The organism is Rhodococcus sp. p52, assembly GCF_000763325.2.
Lineage (GTDB): Bacteria > Actinomycetota > Actinomycetes > Mycobacteriales > Mycobacteriaceae > Rhodococcus > Rhodococcus pyridinivorans.
In genome coordinates this window covers 4,423,670-4,441,514 of record NZ_CP016819.1, presented here as the reverse complement: position 1 = coordinate 4,441,514, position 17,845 = coordinate 4,423,670, and the positions used below count along the sequence as shown (strand labels likewise).

17 protein-coding genes are annotated in these 17,845 nt (G+C 68.5%); 8 read left to right on the top strand and 9 right to left on the bottom strand.

The window, feature by feature from the left end; translation table 11 throughout:
• Positions 1-7: 7 nt before the first annotated feature.
• The 7 genes from IM25_RS20525 to IM25_RS20495 form a co-directional block, all read right to left on the bottom strand.
• On the bottom strand, positions 8-883 hold the full coding sequence (locus tag IM25_RS20525; protein WP_033097759.1) for a universal stress protein: 876 nt from the start codon (positions 881-883) through the stop codon (positions 8-10).
• A gap of 96 nt (positions 884-979) precedes the next feature.
• Positions 980-1,870: a polyphosphate kinase 2 gene (gene ppk2, locus IM25_RS20520; RefSeq protein WP_006554492.1), complete on the bottom strand. Its 891-nt coding sequence runs from the start codon at positions 1,868-1,870 to the stop codon at positions 980-982.
• A gap of 105 nt (positions 1,871-1,975) precedes the next feature.
• Complete coding sequence (locus tag IM25_RS20515) at positions 1,976-2,719, bottom strand: sirohydrochlorin chelatase (RefSeq protein ID WP_033097760.1); 744 nt, start codon at positions 2,717-2,719, stop codon at positions 1,976-1,978.
• Positions 2,716-4,050 carry a sulfate adenylyltransferase subunit 1 gene (locus IM25_RS20510; protein WP_006554490.1) on the bottom strand — a complete coding sequence of 445 codons (1,335 nt, stop codon included), beginning with the start codon at positions 4,048-4,050 and terminating at the stop codon, positions 2,716-2,718. The genes IM25_RS20515 and IM25_RS20510 overlap by 4 nt, the downstream gene beginning before the upstream one ends.
• 2 nt (positions 4,051-4,052) lie before the next feature.
• Entirely contained in the window at positions 4,053-4,997 is a 945-nt protein-coding gene (gene cysD, locus IM25_RS20505) for a sulfate adenylyltransferase subunit CysD (RefSeq protein ID WP_006554489.1), read from the bottom strand.
• Positions 4,994-5,722 carry a phosphoadenylyl-sulfate reductase gene (locus IM25_RS20500; RefSeq protein WP_006554488.1) on the bottom strand — a complete coding sequence of 243 codons (729 nt, stop codon included), beginning with the start codon at positions 5,720-5,722 and terminating at the stop codon, positions 4,994-4,996. The genes cysD and IM25_RS20500 overlap by 4 nt, the downstream gene beginning before the upstream one ends.
• Before the next feature lie 49 nt (positions 5,723-5,771).
• Entirely contained in the window at positions 5,772-7,487 is a 1,716-nt protein-coding gene (locus IM25_RS20495; RefSeq protein ID WP_019288351.1) for a nitrite/sulfite reductase, read from the bottom strand.
• A 392-nt stretch (positions 7,488-7,879) separates the two neighbouring features.
• Between IM25_RS20495 and hemW the strand changes: the two genes are divergently transcribed.
• The gene (hemW, locus tag IM25_RS20490; protein ID WP_174556243.1) at positions 7,880-9,103 is read left to right on the top strand and encodes a radical SAM family heme chaperone HemW; all 1,224 of its coding nucleotides are present in this window, start codon (positions 7,880-7,882) and stop codon (positions 9,101-9,103) included.
• 210 nt (positions 9,104-9,313) lie between these two features.
• On the opposite strand, the gene IM25_RS20485 is transcribed toward hemW, so the two are convergent.
• The gene (locus IM25_RS20485; RefSeq protein ID WP_006554485.1) at positions 9,314-9,667 is read right to left on the bottom strand and encodes a type II toxin-antitoxin system VapB family antitoxin; all 354 of its coding nucleotides are present in this window, start codon (positions 9,665-9,667) and stop codon (positions 9,314-9,316) included.
• Between the two features lie 157 nt (positions 9,668-9,824).
• On the opposite strand from IM25_RS20485, the gene hrcA reads away from it, so the two are divergent.
• From hrcA to IM25_RS20465, 4 genes are all read left to right on the top strand, one after another.
• Positions 9,825-10,868, top strand: a complete 1,044-nt coding sequence (hrcA, locus tag IM25_RS20480; RefSeq protein ID WP_065996330.1) for a heat-inducible transcriptional repressor HrcA — start codon at positions 9,825-9,827, stop codon at positions 10,866-10,868.
• Between the two features lie 48 nt (positions 10,869-10,916).
• Entirely contained in the window at positions 10,917-12,068 is a 1,152-nt protein-coding gene (gene dnaJ, locus IM25_RS20475) for a molecular chaperone DnaJ (RefSeq protein ID WP_006554483.1), read from the top strand.
• Between the two features lie 9 nt (positions 12,069-12,077).
• The gene (locus tag IM25_RS20470; protein ID WP_065996323.1) at positions 12,078-12,836 is read left to right on the top strand and encodes a 16S rRNA (uracil(1498)-N(3))-methyltransferase; all 759 of its coding nucleotides are present in this window, start codon (positions 12,078-12,080) and stop codon (positions 12,834-12,836) included.
• Between the two features lie 81 nt (positions 12,837-12,917).
• On the top strand, positions 12,918-13,730 hold the full coding sequence (locus tag IM25_RS20465; protein ID WP_065996321.1) for an alpha/beta hydrolase family protein: 813 nt from the start codon (positions 12,918-12,920) through the stop codon (positions 13,728-13,730).
• On the opposite strand, the gene IM25_RS20460 is transcribed toward IM25_RS20465, so the two are convergent.
• Complete coding sequence (locus tag IM25_RS20460; RefSeq protein WP_052040097.1) at positions 13,674-15,287, bottom strand: MFS transporter; 1,614 nt, start codon at positions 15,285-15,287, stop codon at positions 13,674-13,676. The two genes, IM25_RS20465 and IM25_RS20460, sit on opposite strands and share 57 nt — an antisense overlap.
• A gap of 181 nt (positions 15,288-15,468) precedes the next feature.
• Between IM25_RS20460 and IM25_RS20455 the strand changes: the two genes are divergently transcribed.
• The 3 genes from IM25_RS20455 (at position 15,469) to ybeY (ending at position 17,824) form a co-directional block, all read left to right on the top strand.
• Complete coding sequence (locus tag IM25_RS20455) at positions 15,469-16,071, top strand: TetR/AcrR family transcriptional regulator (RefSeq protein ID WP_170318574.1); 603 nt, start codon at positions 15,469-15,471, stop codon at positions 16,069-16,071.
• Between the two features lie 102 nt (positions 16,072-16,173).
• Positions 16,174-17,232, top strand: coding sequence for a PhoH family protein (locus tag IM25_RS20450; protein ID WP_006554479.1), 1,059 nt, complete (start codon positions 16,174-16,176; stop codon positions 17,230-17,232).
• A 49-nt stretch (positions 17,233-17,281) separates the two neighbouring features.
• Positions 17,282-17,824: an rRNA maturation RNase YbeY gene (gene ybeY / locus IM25_RS20445; RefSeq protein ID WP_006554478.1), complete on the top strand. Its 543-nt coding sequence runs from the start codon at positions 17,282-17,284 to the stop codon at positions 17,822-17,824.
• Positions 17,825-17,845: the final 21 nt, after the last annotated feature.

Genomic DNA, 17,845 nt, shown 5'->3' with positions numbered 1-17,845 from the left:
GGTCGGCTCAGTGGGCCTCGGTTTCCGATCGTTGGTGGGCCCGGCAGATCATGACCGGACAGCAACTGTGATGGATGAGTCCCTGACTGCTCGAGCCGACCACCGCAGCGGCCAGCGGGCTCCGGCCGTGGCTGCCCACCACCACGAGCTGGGCACTCTTGGATTCCTCGAGCAGGACGATGTCGGGCTTGCCCCGCGCGACCCGGTAGGAGACCGCGACGTCGGGGAACCGTTCGGTGTGCCCGGAGGTATGCGACTTCATCTCCTCCCTCCGGTGCTCGACGTAGGCCGTCCAGTCCGTGAACCGTGACCCCTCGCCGTAGGTGAGCGTGGACTGCTCCGTCCAGGTGTGGATCGCGACGAGGGGTGCCTCGAGCGCCGCGGCGGTCGCGAACGCATGCTCGACGGCGGACTCGCTGACCTCGGTGCCGTCCACTCCGACGACGACCGGGCGCCCGTCGGGCGGTTGGAATCCGTCGCGGCTGCGCCACGTCACCACCGGGCATTCCGCGTGGTTGGCCACCGACACGACGTCGGAGCGCCGGATCATCGACTCCCACTCCGTGGTGGTCGTGTGGCCGAGGACGATCATCCGTGCCTCGCGCGACAGGTCGGTGAGCACTCGATCCGGCTTGCCCGACGGAGTGGACCGCCGGACCTCGACCCGGTCGACCGCGCCCCGAACTGCCGCTTCCGCGGCGGTCAGAACGGCTTCCTCCGACGGGTCGGTCCCGTCGCCGGAGGTGGGGGGATGAACGTGGACCAGGTCGATCGGTTCGCCGAGACGTCGGGCGACGCAGGCGGCCCACCGGGCCGCATCGAGTGCGCTGTCCGATCCGTCGATGCCGACGACGATTCCGTGACCGACATTGGCTGTGCCCATGCTGCCTCCTCGCGTCACCATCCAGTGTGGTACGGATCGCAGTCTGGGCGCCAGTCCTGCGCACCTCGGCACGCCCGGAGCACGACCTCCCGGCAGCTAGTCGCCGACGGCGTCCTTGCCGCGCTGCACGATCCTCGGGTCGGCCGGGAAGACGATCTGACGGTCCTTGTCGTCGTACTCGAACTGGTTGAGGAAGAACCGCATCGCGTTGACCCGGGCCCGCTTCTTGTCGTTGGACTTGATGGTCGTCCACGGCGCCCAGTCGGTGTCGGTGCGCCGGAACATCTCTTCCTTCGCGTCGGTGTACTGGTCCCACTTGTCGAGCGATTCGAGGTCCATCTCCGACAGCTTCCACCGCCGCACCGGATCGAGCTGGCGGATGGCGAAGCGCGTGCGCTGCTCCCTCCGGGTGACGGAGAACCAGAACTTCGTCAGGGTGATGCCGGCGTCCACGACGAGCTTCTCGAACAACGGGACGTGCTCCATGAAACGTTCGTACTCGTCGTCGCTGCAGAAACCCATGACCCGTTCGACGCCGGCTCGGTTGTACCAGGAGCGGTCGAACAGTACGAGCTCACCGGCGGTGGGGAAGTGCTGGATGTAGCGCTGCATATACCACTGGCCCTGCTCACGGTCGGACGGCTTGTTCAGCGCGACGGTCCGGGCGTGCCGGACGTTGATGTACTCCTGGAACCGCTTGATCGTGCCGCCCTTGCCGGCGGCGTCGCGACCTTCGAACACGATGATGTGCTTGGAGCCGTTGTCCTTGGCCCACGACTGGAACTTCAGCAGTTCGATCTGCAGGAGATACTTCTCGACCTCGTAGGTGGCGCGGTCCATCCGGGTGTCGTACGGATAGTTCTCCCGCCAGGTGTCGACGGCCCGGCCCTCGATGTCGATCAGATCGGGGTCCTCACCGTGGTCGTCGCGCACCGAATAGCCCTCCGTGCGGAGCCGATCGATGTAGCGCCGAAGTTCGTTCTGCACGTGAGGCCCTCCCGGATCACCGATGTCGTCGGACGACGACCGTGACTCCGTTGTAGCGGAGGAATGCAAATCGTGCGTGAACTCGGGTGGAGATCCGGAAGTGACTCAGGCCACGCGCAGTCCGCGCCGCCGGTGCACGGCCTCGGTGTAGCGCTCGGTGATCACCCGCGCGACGGCATCGTGCCGGGTGAGGGTCGGCGCGACCCGCACGTGCCCGAGGCTGTCGGCCTCGGCGCAGGCACGGTCCCACAGCAGCCCGGGGGCGAGGATCCACGGTGTCAGCACGACGGTGCGGGCACCGCGGGAGGTGAGGTCGGCGAGGGTCGTCCCCACGGACGGACCGGTCGTGGCGAAGCACGCCGCGGCCTGCGTCCACGCCGTGCCGACGAGAATGCGGGGCACGACCAGCCCGGTCGCCCGGTTCGCTTCGGGGCGTCGCGATCCCACCGCGCACACTGCGATACCGACGGACGGATCGTCGGCCGACACCCCCGTGGCCGTGATGAGATCGCGAGCCGCGTCGACGAGGAGATCGTCGTCGCCGAGGATCGGCGAGCACAGCACCTCGAGCAGCGGATGACGTTGCTGCGCTTCGTGCAACAGGGCCGGCAGATCGACCCGCGCGTGGAAGGCGCTGCCGAGCAGCAGCGGCACCACCGCGACCTGCCGGTGCCCGTCCGCGGCGAGCGCGTCGAGAGCCTGACCGACCGACGGGGTGTTCAGGTCGAGGAACGCGAGTCGCACGTCCAGACCGGGGTTCTCGGCCCGGACGGTGTCGAGCGCGGCAGCCACGGCCTGCGCCGAACGCGGGTCGCGACTGCCGTGCGCGACGGCGACGAGCGGCATCATGCCGGGACGCGGTCCCCGAGCTCGATGTCGGCGAGTCCGTCGCCCACGAGACCCGCGGCGAGGGTGTTGCCCCCGGCCGGATCGATCAGCAGGAAGCTGCCGCTGCGGCGGTTGATGCGGTAGTCGTCCGCGGCGATCGGCTCGGCCACACGCACCGTGATGCGCGCGATCTCGTTGAGCTCGATGCTCTCCGGGCTCGGGACGGAGGAGAGATCCTGCTCGTCGAACCGCTCGTCGATCGTCCCGACGATGGCCTGCGTGATGCGGGTGCCGTGCTTGAGCAGCAACCGGGCGCCCGGGCGCAACGGCTTCTCGGCGAGCCAGCACACGGTGGCCTCGAACTCCGACAGCGGCTCGGGTGCCGCCTCCGGGGTGGCGATGATGTCGCCGCGGGAGACGTCGACGTCGTCGGCGAGCACGAGGGTCACCGACCGGCCGGCGTGCGCGACATCGAATGCGCCGTCGGCACTGTCGATGCGCTCGACGGTGGTGCGGACACCGGACGGCAGCACGACGACCTCGTCACCGGGGCGCACGGACCCTGCCGCGACCTGACCGGCGTAGCCGCGGTAGTCGGGGAACTCGGCGGTGCGGGGACGGATCACGTACTGCACCGGGAAGCGCAGACCGGTCTCGTGCCGGCCGTGCACATCGGCGTCGACGGGAACCGACTCGAGGTGCTCGATGAGCGTCGGGCCGTCGTAGTAGGGGGTGCTCTCGCTGCGCACGGCCACGTTGTCGCCGTGCAGCGCGGAGACCGGGATCTCCTGCACGTCCTCGGGTGCCCAGCCGAGCGAACTCGTCAGTTCCCCGAACTCGGCGGAGATCTGCGCGAACACCGAGGCCGGATCCTCGACGAGGTCGATCTTGTTGACCGCGAGGACGAGCTTCGGCACACCGAGCAGGGCCAGCACGGCGGCGTGCTTGCGGGTCTGCGAGACGACACCCTTGCGCGCGTCGACGAGCAGGACGACGAGCTGCGCGGTGGACGCACCCGACACCGTGTTGCGGGTGTACTGGACGTGACCCGGGGTGTCCGCGAGGACGAAGCTGCGCTTCGGCGTCGCGAAGTAGCGGTACGCCACGTCGATGGTGATGCCCTGCTCACGCTCGGCGCGAAGGCCGTCGACGAGCAGCGAGAGGTCGGGGGTGTCGAGGCCGCGGTCGACCGACGCGCGGGTGACGGCGTCGATCTGGTCGGCGAGTACGGACTTGGTGTCGTAGAGCAGTCGTCCCACCAGGGTGGACTTGCCGTCGTCGACCGAACCGGCGGTGGCGAGGCGCAGCAGCTGCGTGTCGCTCTGCACGCTCTGCTCGTGAAGGTCGCTCATGATCAGAAATAGCCCTCTCGCTTGCGGTCTTCCATCGCCGCTTCGGAAACCCGGTCGTCGCCGCGGGTGGCGCCGCGCTCGGTCAGTCGTGATGCCGCGACCTCGGCGAGGATCTCCTCGTTCGTGGAGGCCTCGGACAGGATCGCGCCGGTGGTCGATCCGTCGCCGACGGTGCGGTAGCGCACCGAACGCGTCTCGGGCTCTTCGCCCTCGGCCGGACCGCCCCAGACACCCGGGGTCATCCACATGCCGTCGCGGCGGTAGACGGGGCGCTCGTGCGCGTAGTAGATGCTCGCCAGTTCGACGTTCTCGCGGGCAATGTAGCGCCAGATGTCGAGCTCGGTGAAGTTGCTCAGCGGGAAGACACGCACGTGCTCCCCGGGTGCGTGCCGCCCGTTGTACAGATTCCACAACTCCGGACGCTGACGCTTCGGATCCCACTGGCCGAATGCGTTGCGCAGCGAGAAGATCCGCTCCTTGGCGCGCGAACGCTCCTCGTCGCGGCGGCCGCCACCGAAGACGGCGTCGAACCGGTTCTCCGAGATCGCGTCGAGCAGCGGCACGGTCTGCAGCGGGTTGCGGATGCCGTCGGGACGCTCGGTGAGCCGGCCGTCGGCGAGGTAGTCCTCGACACTCGCGACGTGCAGTCGGAGGTTGTACTTTTCGACGACGTGGTCGCGGAACTCGAGGACCTCGGGGAGGTTGTGGCCGGTGTCGACGTGCAACAGCGCGAAGGGCAGCGGCGCGGGCCAGAACGCTTTGATGGCGAGGTGCAGCAGGACGGTGGAGTCCTTGCCTCCCGAGAACAGGATGACGGGGCGTTCGAACTCGCCCGCGACCTCGCGGAAGACGTGGATCGCTTCCGACTCGAGGGCGTCGAGGGTGTCGAACCGGTTGCCGTCCAGCAGCGTCCGGGTCTCGGTGGGATTCGTATCGGTGAGTGTCATGAGGCGTGCAACCCGCATTCGGTCTTGGCTCGGCCGGCCCAGCGCCCGCTGCGCGGATCGGCTCCGGGAAGTGGTTTGGTGGTGCACGGGGCGCACCCGATGGACGGGTAGCCCTCGTCGACGAGCGGATTGACGAGGATCCCGTGTTCGTCGATGTAGTTCTGCATGTCCTCGTCGGACCATGCCGCGATCGGATTGATCTTCACCAGTCCGAACGCGTCGTCGAACGAGATGAGCGGTGAGTTCGCGCGGGTGGGCGCCTCGACACGGCGGATTCCGGTCACCCAGGCGCGGTAGCCCTTCAGGCTCTCCTTCAGCGGCACCACCTTGCGCAGGCGGCAGCACTCGTTCGGGTCGCGGGCGAACAGATCCTTGCCGAGCAGGGCGTCCTGCTCCGCGACGGACTGCTGCGCCCGGGCGTTGACGATGTTCACGCCGTACACCTGCTCCACCGCATCGCGCGTGCCGAGCGTCTCGGCGAAGTGGTAGCCGGTGTCGAGGAACAGCACGTCCACGCCGGGGCGCTGCTGCGCGGCCAGATGGACCAGGACACCGTCCTGCATGTTGGACGCGACGATGTACCCGCTACGTCCACCGTCGGTGGTGGGGGTACCGAAGGTCTCGTCCGTCCACCGCAGGAGTTCCTGCGCCGACGCACCTTCGAGTTCTGCCGCCCCCTGCGCGGCAATACTCCGGAGCTCGTCGATGTTCGTATCGATCGTCATCGCGTCCCTTCCCGATCCGTCTTCGTGTCGACCGCTGCAGCAGTGCCCGTCATCGCAGGTCTGCCTCCTCGGCGCGGACGACCCATTCGCCGAAGCGCTCGCCGGGCGTGCGCTCCTTGACGAAGGTGCGCACCACCCGCTCGATGTAGTCGCCGAGCTCGGCACTGGTGACCTTGTGCTGGCGCAGCTTGCGTCCGAACTTCGCGTCGAAGCCCAGCGCACCGCCGAGGTGCACCTGGAAACCTTCGACCTGGTTGCCCTCACCGTCGTCGACGAGTTGACCCTTGAAGCCGATGTCGGCGATCTGGGAGCGCGCACACGAGTTCGGGCAGCCGTTGATGTTGATCGTCACCGGGACGTCGAGCTGCGCGTTGATGTCGGCGAGACGCTCCTCGAGCTCGGGCACGAGGGCTTGCGAACGCTTGCGCGTCTCGACGAAGGACAGCTTGCAGAACTCGATTCCCGTGCACGCCATGAGATTCTTGCGCCACGGCGACGGCGAGGCCGGCAGACCCAGCGCCTCGAGCTCGGTGACGAGCTGCTCGACCTTGTCGTCGGCCACGTCGAGCACGATCAGCTTCTGGTATGGGGTGAACCGGATCCGGTCGGAACCCGCACGTTCGGCGGCGTCGGCGACCTTCGACAGGATCGTGCCCGAGACACGACCGGCGATCGGCGCGACACCCACGGCGTTGAGGCCGTTGCGTAGCTTCTGGATACCGACGTGATCGATGGGACGCTCCGGTGCGGCCGGGGCCGGGCCGTCGATGAGCGGACGCTTCAGGTACTCGGTCTCGAGCACCTCGCGGAACTTCTCGATGCCCCAGTCCTTGATGAGGAACTTCAGGCGTGCCTTGGACCGCAGCCGCCGGTAGCCGTAGTCGCGGAAGATCGCGACGACGCCTTCCCACACATCGGCGACCTCCTCGAGCGGCACCCAGGCGCCGACCCGCTGCGCGAGCATCGGGTTGGTGGACAGGCCGCCGCCGACCCACAGGTCGAAGCCGGGGCCGTGCTCGGGATGCTCGACGCCGATGAAGGCGACGTCGTTGATCTCGTGCACGACGTCCTGCTGGCCGGAGATCGCGGTCTTGAACTTGCGCGGCAGGTTCGAGTACTCGGGGTTGCCGATGTAGCGGCGCACGATCTCGTCGATCGCGGGGGTGCCGTCGATGATCTCGTCGAGGGACTCACCGGCGAGCGGCGAACCGAGCACGACGCGAGGGCAGTCGCCGCACGCCTCGGTGGTCTTCAGTCCGACCGATTCGAGACGACGCCAGATCTCGGGGACGTTCTCGACCTCGATCCAGTGGTACTGGACGTTCTCGCGGTCGGACAGGTCGGCGGTGTCGCGACCGAACTCGGTGGAGATACCGGCGATCGTCCGCAGCTGCGCGAGATTCAGGGCGCCGGCGTCGCAGCGCACCCGCATCATGAAGTACTTCGCCTCGAGCAGGTCGATGTTCTCGTCACCGGTGTAGGTGCCGTCGTAGCCCTGCTCGCGCTGGGTGTACAGACCCCACCAGCGGAAGCGGCCGCGCAGATCGCTCTTGTCGATTCCGTCGAAACCGGTTTGCGCATAGATGTTCTCGATACGCTTGCGGACGTTGAGCGGGTTGTCGTCCTTCTTCGTCTGCTCGTTGGCGTTGAGCGGCTCCCGGTAGCCGAGGGCCCACTGGCCTTCGGCGCGACGCTTGGCGGGACGCGCGCGGCGGGCGGGAGTGGCCGACTCGTCGGCGGGCGTGACGTCGGTGATCGACGACATACAGGGTCTCCTGATACTCGCTGGAACCGGATCGACGAGCGCAGGAGGGAGCTGACCTCGTGCACGCATGCTTCGACCCGGCGGGATCTGGGATGTGCCGGGGAGTGCCGACTAGAGACAGTCGGCGCAGAGACAAGCGGCGCAAGGCAGACAACAGGATGCGCAGACGCGTTTGAAGTCGACGTGGCGTCGCGCCACGAGTCGCACTCCGTGTCCTGTCATGCGGACCATTGTGCCATGTCACCGGGGCGATTCCGAATTGCGGGCGGTATTTCCACCCGATTTTCGGGAAATGTCGAGGTAGGGGCGTCGCGCGCGGAGCCGCCCTTCAGGTCTCTGGAACACTGGAGGGCGTGAACAGCACTGAGATCGGTCGACGCACCGGCACGGAAATCGGTATCGCGGGTCGTCCGGCCGGTCTCGAACTTCCCGCTTCGGCACTCGCAGGAGTGGGGACGCGACCGTTCGGTGTGTACGTGCACGTGCCCTTCTGCGCGACCCGCTGCGGCTACTGCGACTTCAACACCTACACGGCCGGGGAACTCGGCAGCGCGGCGTCGCCGCAGTCCTGGCTGGAGGGTCTGCGCCGCGAACTCGACGCCGGTGCCCGGCTGCTGTCCGAATCCGGACGACGGACTCCCGCTGCCGAGACGGTCTTCGTCGGCGGCGGAACACCCTCGCTGCTCGGCGCGGACGGTCTCGCGCAGGTGCTCGACGCGATCCGCGACTCGTTCGGGCTCGCTCCCGGCGCCGAGGTGACCACCGAATCGAACCCGGAGTCGACCTCCACGGAGTTCTTCTCGTCGATCCGCGAGGCCGGATACACCCGCGTGTCGCTCGGCATGCAGTCCGCGGCGCCCCACGTGCTGGCGGTCCTCGACCGCACCCACACACCCGGGCGTCCCGTCGCGGCGGCGAAGGAAGCGCGCGCGGCCGGTTTCGGCCACATCAACCTCGATCTGATCTACGGTACTCCCGGCGAGCGCGACGCCGACCTCGACGCCTCCCTCGACGCCGTGCTCGAAGCGGGGGTCGACCACGTCTCGGCGTACGCGCTCATCGTCGAGGACGGCACCGCCCTCGCTCGCCGTGTCCGTCGCGGCGAGCTGCCGGCTCCGGACGACGACGTGCTCGCATCGCGGTACGAGCGGATCGACGCGCGACTCGCCGACGCCGGGATGACCTGGTACGAGGTGTCCAACTGGGCGAAGGCCGATGATCCGTCGGCGCGCTGCGCCCACAACCTCGGTTACTGGGACGGCGGCGACTGGTGGGGCGCCGGGCCGGGCGCGCACAGCCACGTCGGTGGCGTGCGCTGGTGGAACGTCAAGCATCCCGCCCGTTACGCGTCGACCCTCGCCGACGGAGTCCTGCCCGTCGGGGGCAGCGAACACCTCACGGCCGAGGACCGGCACACCGAACTCGTCATGCTCACCGTCCGGCTGCGCACGGGCCTGCCGTTGTCGGAGCTCGACGACGGTGAGCGCGAGGCAGCAGAGACGGTGGTCGCCGACGGGCTCGCCGTGGAGCGCGACGATCAGCTCGTGCTGACCGACCGGGGCCGGCTGCTCGCCGACGCGGTGGTCCGCACCATCCTGCTCGGCGCGGACGACTGACCGTCCGGTCGCGTCATGCTGCTCCGACCGACCGGTCGCGTCATGCTGCTCCGATGCGCTCCGAGTCGTAGACCGACAGCCGCCCACGGTTCTCGACCACCGACACCTAGTACTTATCCGACTCGGTCCGGCCGTCGACGGTGACGAACGTGAGGGTGACGATCACACTCGACACATCGCGGGGCTCCACGGTATCCACCCCTGATCGGGCTATGCGGGCGACGGGCCCCGAACCTCGGCGCCCGGGTCGGGCACGCCACCGGGAATCAGCACGTCGTACTCGAAGACACGCACGTGCAGCACCGTCCGGTTCCGCAGCGCAGACTGCACGGCACGGTGGAGTCCGTCCTCGAGGTACAGCACGCCCTGCCACTGGACGGCGTGTGGGAACAGATCGCCGTAGAACGTCGAGTCCTCCGACAACAGCCGGTCGAGTTCGAGCACCTTCGTCGTCGTGACGATCTCGTCGAGGCGCACCTGGCGGGGCGGAATCCTCGACCAGTCGCGCAGAGACAGTCCGTGATCGGGATACGGCTTTCCGTCCCGGACGCCCTTGAAGATCATGTGAACACATTACGGGGGACGCGCCGAAGGCGTCGCTTCCGGTTCGGGGTGGTATCGCACACGTGCCCGACACCTTCGAGGTCGTCGCGCGATTAGACTGACAGGGTACGGCCCCGAGAGGTGCAGTCCTGCAGGCGGCGGAAACGGAGGTGGCGGGTTGTCGAGTACCGAGGAGCGGAGATTCACGGTCTTGCGCGCCATCGTGGCGGATTACGTGTCCACCAAGGAGCCGATCGGCTCCAAGACTCTCGTCGACCGGCACAATCTCGGAGTGTCCAGCGCCACGGTCCGCAACGACATGGCTGTGCTCGAAGCAGAGGGATACATCACACAGACCCACACGAGCTCGGGACGCGTGCCCACCGACAAGGGCTACCGCCAGTTCGTCGACAGGATCGCGGAGGTCAAACCGCTCTCGTCGGCCGAGCGCCGCGCAATCCTGCAGTTCCTCGAATCGGGCGTCGACCTCGACGACGTGCTGCGCCGCGCGGTGCGGTTGCTCGCGCAGCTCCCCCGCCAGGTCGCGGTCGTGCAGTACCCGACGCTCTCCGCGTCGTCCGTGCGACATCTCGAGGTGGTCGGGCTGACACCGGCGCGGCTGCTGCTCGTGCTCATCACCGACTCGGGCCGCGTCGATCAGCGCATCGTCGAACTCGGCGACGTGATCGACGAGGACGGCCTGTCGCGGTTGCGTGAGCTGCTCGGCGGGGCATTGACCGGCAAGCGGCTCGCCGCGGCCTCCGTCGCAGTGACCGAGCTCGCCGACAACGCACCGGACGATCTGCGCGACGCGCTCATCCGGTGCACCACCGTGTTGGTGGAGACCCTCGTCGAGCACCCCGAGGAGCGTCTCGTGCTCGGCGGCACCGCCAATCTCACCCGCAACGCCGCCGACTTCGACGGCCACGGCATGCTTCCGGGCTCGTTGCGTACGGTCCTCGAAGCCCTCGAGGAGCAGGTCGTGGTGCTCAAACTGCTCGCGTCCAGCCAGGACGCAGGCCGGGTCACCGTCCGCATCGGTGAGGAGACCCAGTTCGAGGAGATGCGCACCACCTCGGTCGTGTCCACCGGTTACGGGGCCGCGGGTACGGTCTTCGGTGGTCTGGGGGTGCTCGGCCCCACCCGGATGGACTATCCGGGAACCATCGCATCGGTCGCCACCGTTGCGAGATATATCGGTGAGGTGCTCGGCGAACGCTGAGCACCGTCCATTTTGCTCTGTAGAACGACGTAAGGACGAGAACCAAACGTGGCACGGGACTACTACGGGACGCTCGGCGTGTCCAAGAACGCGACCGACCAGGAGATCAAACGGGCGTACCGCAAGTTGGCGCGCGAGCACCACCCGGATGTGAACCCCGACGAGTCGGCGCAGAAGCGTTTCCAGGAGATCTCGGCCGCCTACGAGGTGCTGTCGGATCCCGAGAAGCGACGCATCGTCGACCTCGGCGGCGACCCGCTCGAACCCGGTGGCGGCGGTGCGGGCGGCTTCGGCGGCGCCGGCTTCGGTGGCGGCCTCGGTGATGTCTTCGAGGCGTTCTTCGGTGGTGGGGCCGGCGGTTCCCGCGGTCCGCGCGGCCGCGTCCAGCCCGGCGCCGACTCGCTGCTCCGCACCCGCCTGACCCTCGAGGAATGCGCTCGCGGCGTCACCAAGACGGTCACGGTCGACACCGCGATCCTGTGCGACGCGTGCACCGGTTCCGGCACCCACGGCGATTCGAAGCCCGTGCGCTGCGAGACCTGCGGTGGCGCCGGTGAGGTTCAGTCCGTCCAGCGTTCCTTCCTCGGCCAGGTCATGACGTCCCGCCCGTGCCCCACCTGCCGCGGTGTCGGCGAGACGATCCCGGATCCCTGCCGCAAGTGCGGTGGTGACGGCCGCGTGCGCGCCCGCCGCGAGGTCACCGTCAAGGTGCCCGCCGGCGTCGGCAACGGGATGCGCATCCGCCTCGCGGCCCAGGGCGAGGTCGGCCCCGGCGGCGGTCCTGCCGGCGATCTCTACGTCGAGGTGCTCGAACAGCAGCACGAGGTTTTCGTGCGCGACGGCGACGACCTGCACTGCACCATCCGCGTGCCCATGGTCGACGCTGCGCTCGGCACCAAGGTGACGATCGAGACCATCCTCGACGGCCCCACCGAGATCACCATCGATCCCGGCACCCAGCCCGGTTCGGTCTCGGTGCTGCGCGGCCACGGCATGCCGAAGCTGCGCTCGGGTACGCGCGGCGACCTGCACGCGCATCTCGAGGTCGTGGTGCCGAGCAAGCTCGATCACAAGCAGACGAAGCTGCTCGAGGACCTGCGCCGGCACAGCGACCGGGAGCATGTCGAGGTCGTGACCACGGGTTCGCAGAACACCGGCGGCCTGTTCTCGCGCCTGCGCGACGCGTTCAGCGCCCGTTAGGTCGCTCGGGTGGCCGCGACACTGTTCTACCTCGACCCGCTGCCCGACGAGGGGCGGACGGCCGTGCTCGACGGCAAGGAGGGCCGGCACGCCGCGACGGTGCGCCGTATCGCGGTAGGCGAGCGGCTCGTGTTGTCCGACGGTGCCGGTGAGGTCGCCGACGTCGAGGTCACGGCGGTCGCGAAGGACCGGCTCGAAGCGCTCGTGCTCGGTCGTCGCGTTGTCGCCCCGCCGCGTCCGAGCGTGACCGTCGTGCAGGCGCTGCCGAAGTCCGACCGGTCCGAACTCGCCGTCGAACTGGCCACCGAGGCCGGCGCCGACGAGTTCGTACCGTGGCAGTCGGTGCGCTGTGTCGCCCGGTGGGACGCCAAGGCGGACAAGGGTGTTGCCAAGTGGCAGGCGGTCGCGACGTCCGCGGCGAAGCAGTCGCGGCGCGCGCACGTGCCGACGGTGGCCGGGTTGCACCGCACACCCGAGGTCGTCGCACGGGTCCGCTCGGCCGTCGAGCGCGGCGACGTCGTCGCGGTGCTCCACGAATCCGCCACGATCCCCTTCGCCGATCTGCCCGTGCGCGACGTCGATTCGCTGACGCTGATCGTCGGTCCCGAAGGCGGACTCGACGACGCGGAGGTCGAGGCCCTCGTCGACGCGGGCGCGGTGGCCGTCGGTCTCGGCCCCACGGTGCTGCGCACCTCGACCGCCGCGGCCGTCGCACTCGGCGCGATCGGTGTGTTGACCGACCGGTGGCGTACCAGGCCCCTGCACTAGGGATCGCTTGCGGGTCCCGATTCTCTGTGCTGCGGGATCGCTTGCGGGTCCCGACCATACGTATCGAAGGAATTTCCTCTCTTGGCTCGTACGAAGATCGCCTACGGCACCCACTCGCAGCAGTTCGGGCACGTCTTCCTACCCGACCCCGCGACGGTGACGGGGCCCGTTCCCGCCGTCATGGTCGTTCACGGCGGTTCGTGGCACGGCCGCTACCAGCTCACCCTCGGTACGGCGCTGTCCGTGGAACTCGCGCGTCGCGGTGTGGTGGCGTGGAACGTCGAGTACCGCCGTCTCGAGGCCGGTGGCGCGTGGGACGAGATGTCCGCCGATGTGGTCGCGGCGTACGAGACGATCTTCACCGAGGTCGTTCCGCACGCGCAGCGCGGCGGTGTCGAGGTCGATCTCGACCGTGTGCGGCTCGTCGGTCACTCTGCGGGAGGCCAGCTGGCGGTGTGGCTCGCGGGTGAGTGCACGTCGGTGCGACCGGAATTCGTGGTTTCGCAGGCGGGTGCGCTCGACCTCGTCACCGCCGGGGAGCGCGGTCGTCGCGTGGAGGCGTTCGAGGCGCTCTTCGGTGCGTCCTACGCGGAGGCACCCGAGTGTTATCGGTCGGCCTCGCCGACGCCCCGGCCGCCGATCGGTGTGCCGGTCGCGGTGCTGCACGGCACCGCCGACGAGCAGGTGTCGGTGAGTGTCGCGCACCGTTACGTCGACGCGGCCGACGCGGCAGGAGATCCGGTGTCGCTGGAGCTGTTCGACGGTGAGGATCACGTCGCCTTCCTGAACCGGAGCACCCGGGCCTGGGCGCGATCGCTCGACCTGCTCACCGTCCGGTCAGTGGCCGATCTCGGCCTCGCTGCCGGTGCGGGTGTGGAGTCCGCGGGGGAGTAGCGTGGTGACCGCCGCGGCGCCGATGAGCAGGACGATGCCGGCGACGAGGCTCGCGGACGAGATCGCCTCGGCGAACGCTGCGGACGACGCGTCGAGCAGCGGTTGTGCGTACGACGCCGCGAATGGGTTCGCTGCGAGTTCCTCCGCGACGATCGCCGCACCGCCCACCGAATCGCCGGCCGCCTCGATCGCCATCGCGGCCTGATCGGCCATCGGACCTGTCAGGTCCGCCAACGGCAATCCGTCGAGGAACCCGGAGATCTCGCGGTGATAGGTGGTCGCGAGGATCGAGCCGAGCACGGCGATGCCCAGAGACCCGCCGAATTCCACTGCGGTGTCGTTCAACCCGCCCGCCGCTCCGAGGTCCGAGTCGGGGAAGCCGCCCATGATCAGGTCGGTGGACGGGGATGTGGCCAGGCCGATGCCCAATCCGAGCAGCAACAACGAGATCAGAAAGGGCGTGAAGCCGGAGGCGCCGGCCGTGACGGTCAAGGTGAGGATGCCTGCCGCAGCGGCGACCATGCCCGTGCCCACGAGGGCCCGCGCACCGAGTCGGGGCGCGAACCGGCCGCTCAGCGCCGCGCCGAGCGAGACCGTCACCGCGAGGGGAAGCAGACGCAGACCGGTCTCGAGCGGGCCGTAACCGAGCACGAACTGGAACTGCTGCGCGACGAAGTAGATGGCGCCGAAGGCGACGAGGAAGAGCAGTAACACCGACACGCACGCACCGCCGACGGTCCGGTCCGCGACCCGACGCACGTCCAGCAACGGCCGGGGGTGGCGAAGTTCCCACACCACGAAGAGCACCGCGGCGATCACCGAGCCGATCGAGGTGGCGATCACCCCGGTGCCCCAACCGAAGTGGAACCCCTCGATGATCGCGTAGACGATTCCGCCGAGAGCAGCGACCGACAGGGCGCCGCCGACCCAGTCGGTGCGGGTGAGATCGTCCGCCTTCGAGGCCGGCACGAGGATCAGGGCCGCGATCGCCGCGAATGCCGCGATCGGCACGTTGATGAGGAAGGTCGAACCCCACGAGTTCGATTCGAGGAGCCATCCGGCGAGCAGGGGACCGAGCGCAATGGCGAGTCCGGACGTGGCGGCCCAGGCTGCGATCGCGCGGGCACGCTCGTGCACGGGGAACATCGCGACGAGCAGCGACAGTGTCGCAGGCATGATCACGGCGGCGCCCACCCCCATGACGATGCGCGCGACGATCACGTCGCCGGCGCTGTCGGCGAACGATCCGTAGACCGCGCCGGCGGCAAAGACGACCAGGCCCGCCAGCAACGCGCGACGTCGTCCGTATCGATCGCCGAGCACGCCGAACAGCAGCATCAGCGCGGCATAGGGGACGGTGTAGCCGTCGATGATCCACTGCATGTCGGCGCTGGTGAGTTGCAGTTCGCGCAGCATGCCGGGTGCGGCGACGATGAGCGAGGTGTTGGCCATCACGACGATGAGCAGGCTCAGGCACAGCACCGCCAGTCCGGCCCAGCGCAGCCGGTAGGGTTCCTTCGCTGCGGTCCCTCCTGCGAGGGTCACGGCAGTGGGCATGGGCTCTCCTCGGGTGCGACACGGGCCGGGACCTGAGCCCCGATCTACACGGTGGTGTGCAAGTTACGCAGCTGCACATCCGTGTGCAACTAAAATGAAAGACAGATCACAGTCGGCGGAAGAGGGCGAGAACGTGGAGAACTCGGTCACACGACCGCGAACCCGATTCAATGCGAACCGCATGCGCATACTCGACGCTGCGGTGATGTGCTTTGCGGCCGACTCCGACGCGAGCATGGACGATGTCGCCAAAGCCGCGGGTGTCGTCCGCCGCACCGTCTATGCGCACTTCCCCAACCGGGAAGCCCTCGTCGAGGGGATCGTCGACGACGCCTCGACCGCACTCGCCGAGGCTCTCGACCACCCCGAGCCGGACGATCCCGCGGTCGCGCTCGCGGTCGTGGCGTTGCGGACCTGGCCCATCGGCGACCGCTACCGCGTGCTGCTCTCCTTCGCCCGCAAGGAGATGGGAGAGCAGCGCATCGCCGAGCTGGTCTCCCCGGTGCGCTCACGTGTCCTCGGGCACGTCGAACGCGGCCTCGCGCAGAGTCAGCTCTCCGACTACCTCCCGGCGCCCGTGCTCGTAGGGATGATGGAGGGCCTGACGATGGCCACACTCGAGCAGGCCAATCTCGGGCTGGTGGACGACTCGGGCGACACGATCGTCCTGGGCAATCTCGTGCTCGGTGGGGTCTCACCCGACCGGGCACCCGGGATCCTCGCCGAGGCACGGCGGTGGCTCGCGGAGGCGGGTTCTGGTGAAGGCGGAATCCAACCCCGCTGAAACTCCCTGTTGCGGGAGGGTGCGCTTCGTCCGGCGCTAGACTGGCACGAACACGACGACCGTCGTGCAGGAGCCGAACCGAAAGCAGGACGTACCGTCCACGTGAGTGAACCAGACCGACCCCACGAGCCCCCCGAATTCGAGCCGACCACGGTCAAATCGAGCCTCGACCTCCCCTCGGAGGCCGCAGCGCCCCTGCTCGGAGCCGCGGACGAGAATCTGATCGCCCTCGAAGCCCTCCTGGCGGCGGACATCCACGTGCGGGGCAACACCGTCACGCTGACCGGAGCGCCCGCCGACGTCGCCCTCGCGGAACGTGCGCTCGCCGAACTCGTCACCATCGTCCGTCGCGGACAATCGCTCGCGCCCGACGCCGTGCGTCGCACCGTGGGCATGCTCACCCAGGGGCTCTCCGAGTCGCCGGCCGACGTGCTCAGCCTCGACATTCTGTCGCGGCGCGGGAAGACGATCCGGCCCAAGACCCTGAACCAGAAGCGGTACGTCGACGCGATCGATGCCCACACCATCGTTTTCGGTGTCGGACCGGCTGGTACGGGCAAGACCTATCTCGCCATGGCAAAGGCCGTGCAGGCGCTGCAGACCAAGCAGGTCAACCGCATCATCCTCACGCGTCCCGCCGTCGAGGCAGGGGAGCGGCTCGGCTTCCTGCCGGGCACCCTGCACGAGAAGATCGACCCGTATCTGCGTCCACTGCACGACGCGCTGCACGACATGATGGATCCCGAGGCGATCCCGAAGCTCATGCAGGCCGGGGTCATCGAGGTCGCACCCCTGGCGTACATGCGTGGCCGCACCCTGAACGATGCGTTCATCATCCTCGACGAGGCGCAGAACACCACCGCCGAACAGATGAAGATGTTCCTCACGCGTCTGGGCTTCAATTCCAAGATCGTCGTGACGGGCGACATCACGCAGATCGACCTGCCCGGCGGCGCCCGTTCGGGTCTCGCCGCCGCCACCGAGATCCTCGACGGCATCGACGACATCCACATCGCGCGACTCGACAGCAGCGACGTCGTGCGGCACCGGCTCGTCTCCGACATCGTCGACGCCTACAGCCGTTTCGAGGCCACCCGCGACGGCGACGGGATCCCCGGCAACCGTGCTCAACGTCGCGCGCAGCGGGTGCAGCGTCGATGAACACCCTTGTAGATCAACCGAATACCGTCGTGCAGAAGGAACTCCAGTCATGAGCATCGAGATCTCGAACGAATCGGGAATGGACGTCTCGGAGGAGGAGCTCCTCGACGTCGCCCGTTTCGTGATCGCCCGGATGGATGTGCATCCGGCGGCGGAGTTGTCGATGGTGCTCGTGGACCTCGACACCATGGCCGATCTGCACGTGCGGTGGATGGACCTTCCCGGCCCCACCGACGTGATGTCGTTCCCCATGGACGAACTCGAGCCCGGGGGGCGTCCGGACGCTCCCGAACCGGGACCGTCGATGCTCGGCGACATCGTGCTGTGTCCGCAGTTCGCCGCCGACCAGGCGGCGAAGGCCGGTCACCCGGTGGCCCACGAACTCGCCCTGCTCACCGTGCACGGCATGCTCCACCTCCTCGGCTACGACCACGCCGAACCGGAGGAGGAGAAGGAGATGTTCGGCCTGCAGAACCAGCTCCTCGCCGAGTGGTACGAGGAGATCCGCCGCGCCGAGCACGAGGCGCGGCTCGCCGCCCGCGACCGGAAGTTGCTGGGCAAGGCCGGTTTCGTCGACACCCCCGAATCATGAGCGGCGACAGTGCGAGCCATC

Bases quoted from the DNA above. Each gene is read 5' to 3' on its own strand.
- IM25_RS20525 (WP_033097759.1), bottom strand. From the start codon at position 883: ATGGGCACAGCCAATGTCGGTCACGGAATCGTCGTCGGCATCGACGGA.
- IM25_RS20515 (WP_033097760.1), bottom strand. From the start codon at position 2,719: ATGATGCCGCTCGTCGCCGTCGCGCACGGCAGTCGCGACCCGCGTTCG.
- IM25_RS20510 (WP_006554490.1), bottom strand. From the start codon at position 4,050: ATGAGCGACCTTCACGAGCAGAGCGTGCAGAGCGACACGCAGCTGCTG.
- cysD (WP_006554489.1), bottom strand. From the start codon at position 4,997: ATGACACTCACCGATACGAATCCCACCGAGACCCGGACGCTGCTGGAC.
- IM25_RS20500 (WP_006554488.1), bottom strand. From the start codon at position 5,722: ATGACGATCGATACGAACATCGACGAGCTCCGGAGTATTGCCGCGCAG.
- IM25_RS20495 (WP_019288351.1), bottom strand. From the start codon at position 7,487: ATGTCGTCGATCACCGACGTCACGCCCGCCGACGAGTCGGCCACTCCC.
- IM25_RS20485 (WP_006554485.1), bottom strand. From the start codon at position 9,667: ATGATCTTCAAGGGCGTCCGGGACGGAAAGCCGTATCCCGATCACGGA.
- IM25_RS20460 (WP_052040097.1), bottom strand. From the start codon at position 15,287: ATGCCCACTGCCGTGACCCTCGCAGGAGGGACCGCAGCGAAGGAACCC.
- IM25_RS20455 (WP_170318574.1), top strand. From the start codon at position 15,469: ATGCGCATACTCGACGCTGCGGTGATGTGCTTTGCGGCCGACTCCGAC.
- ybeY (WP_006554478.1), top strand. From the start codon at position 17,282: ATGAGCATCGAGATCTCGAACGAATCGGGAATGGACGTCTCGGAGGAG.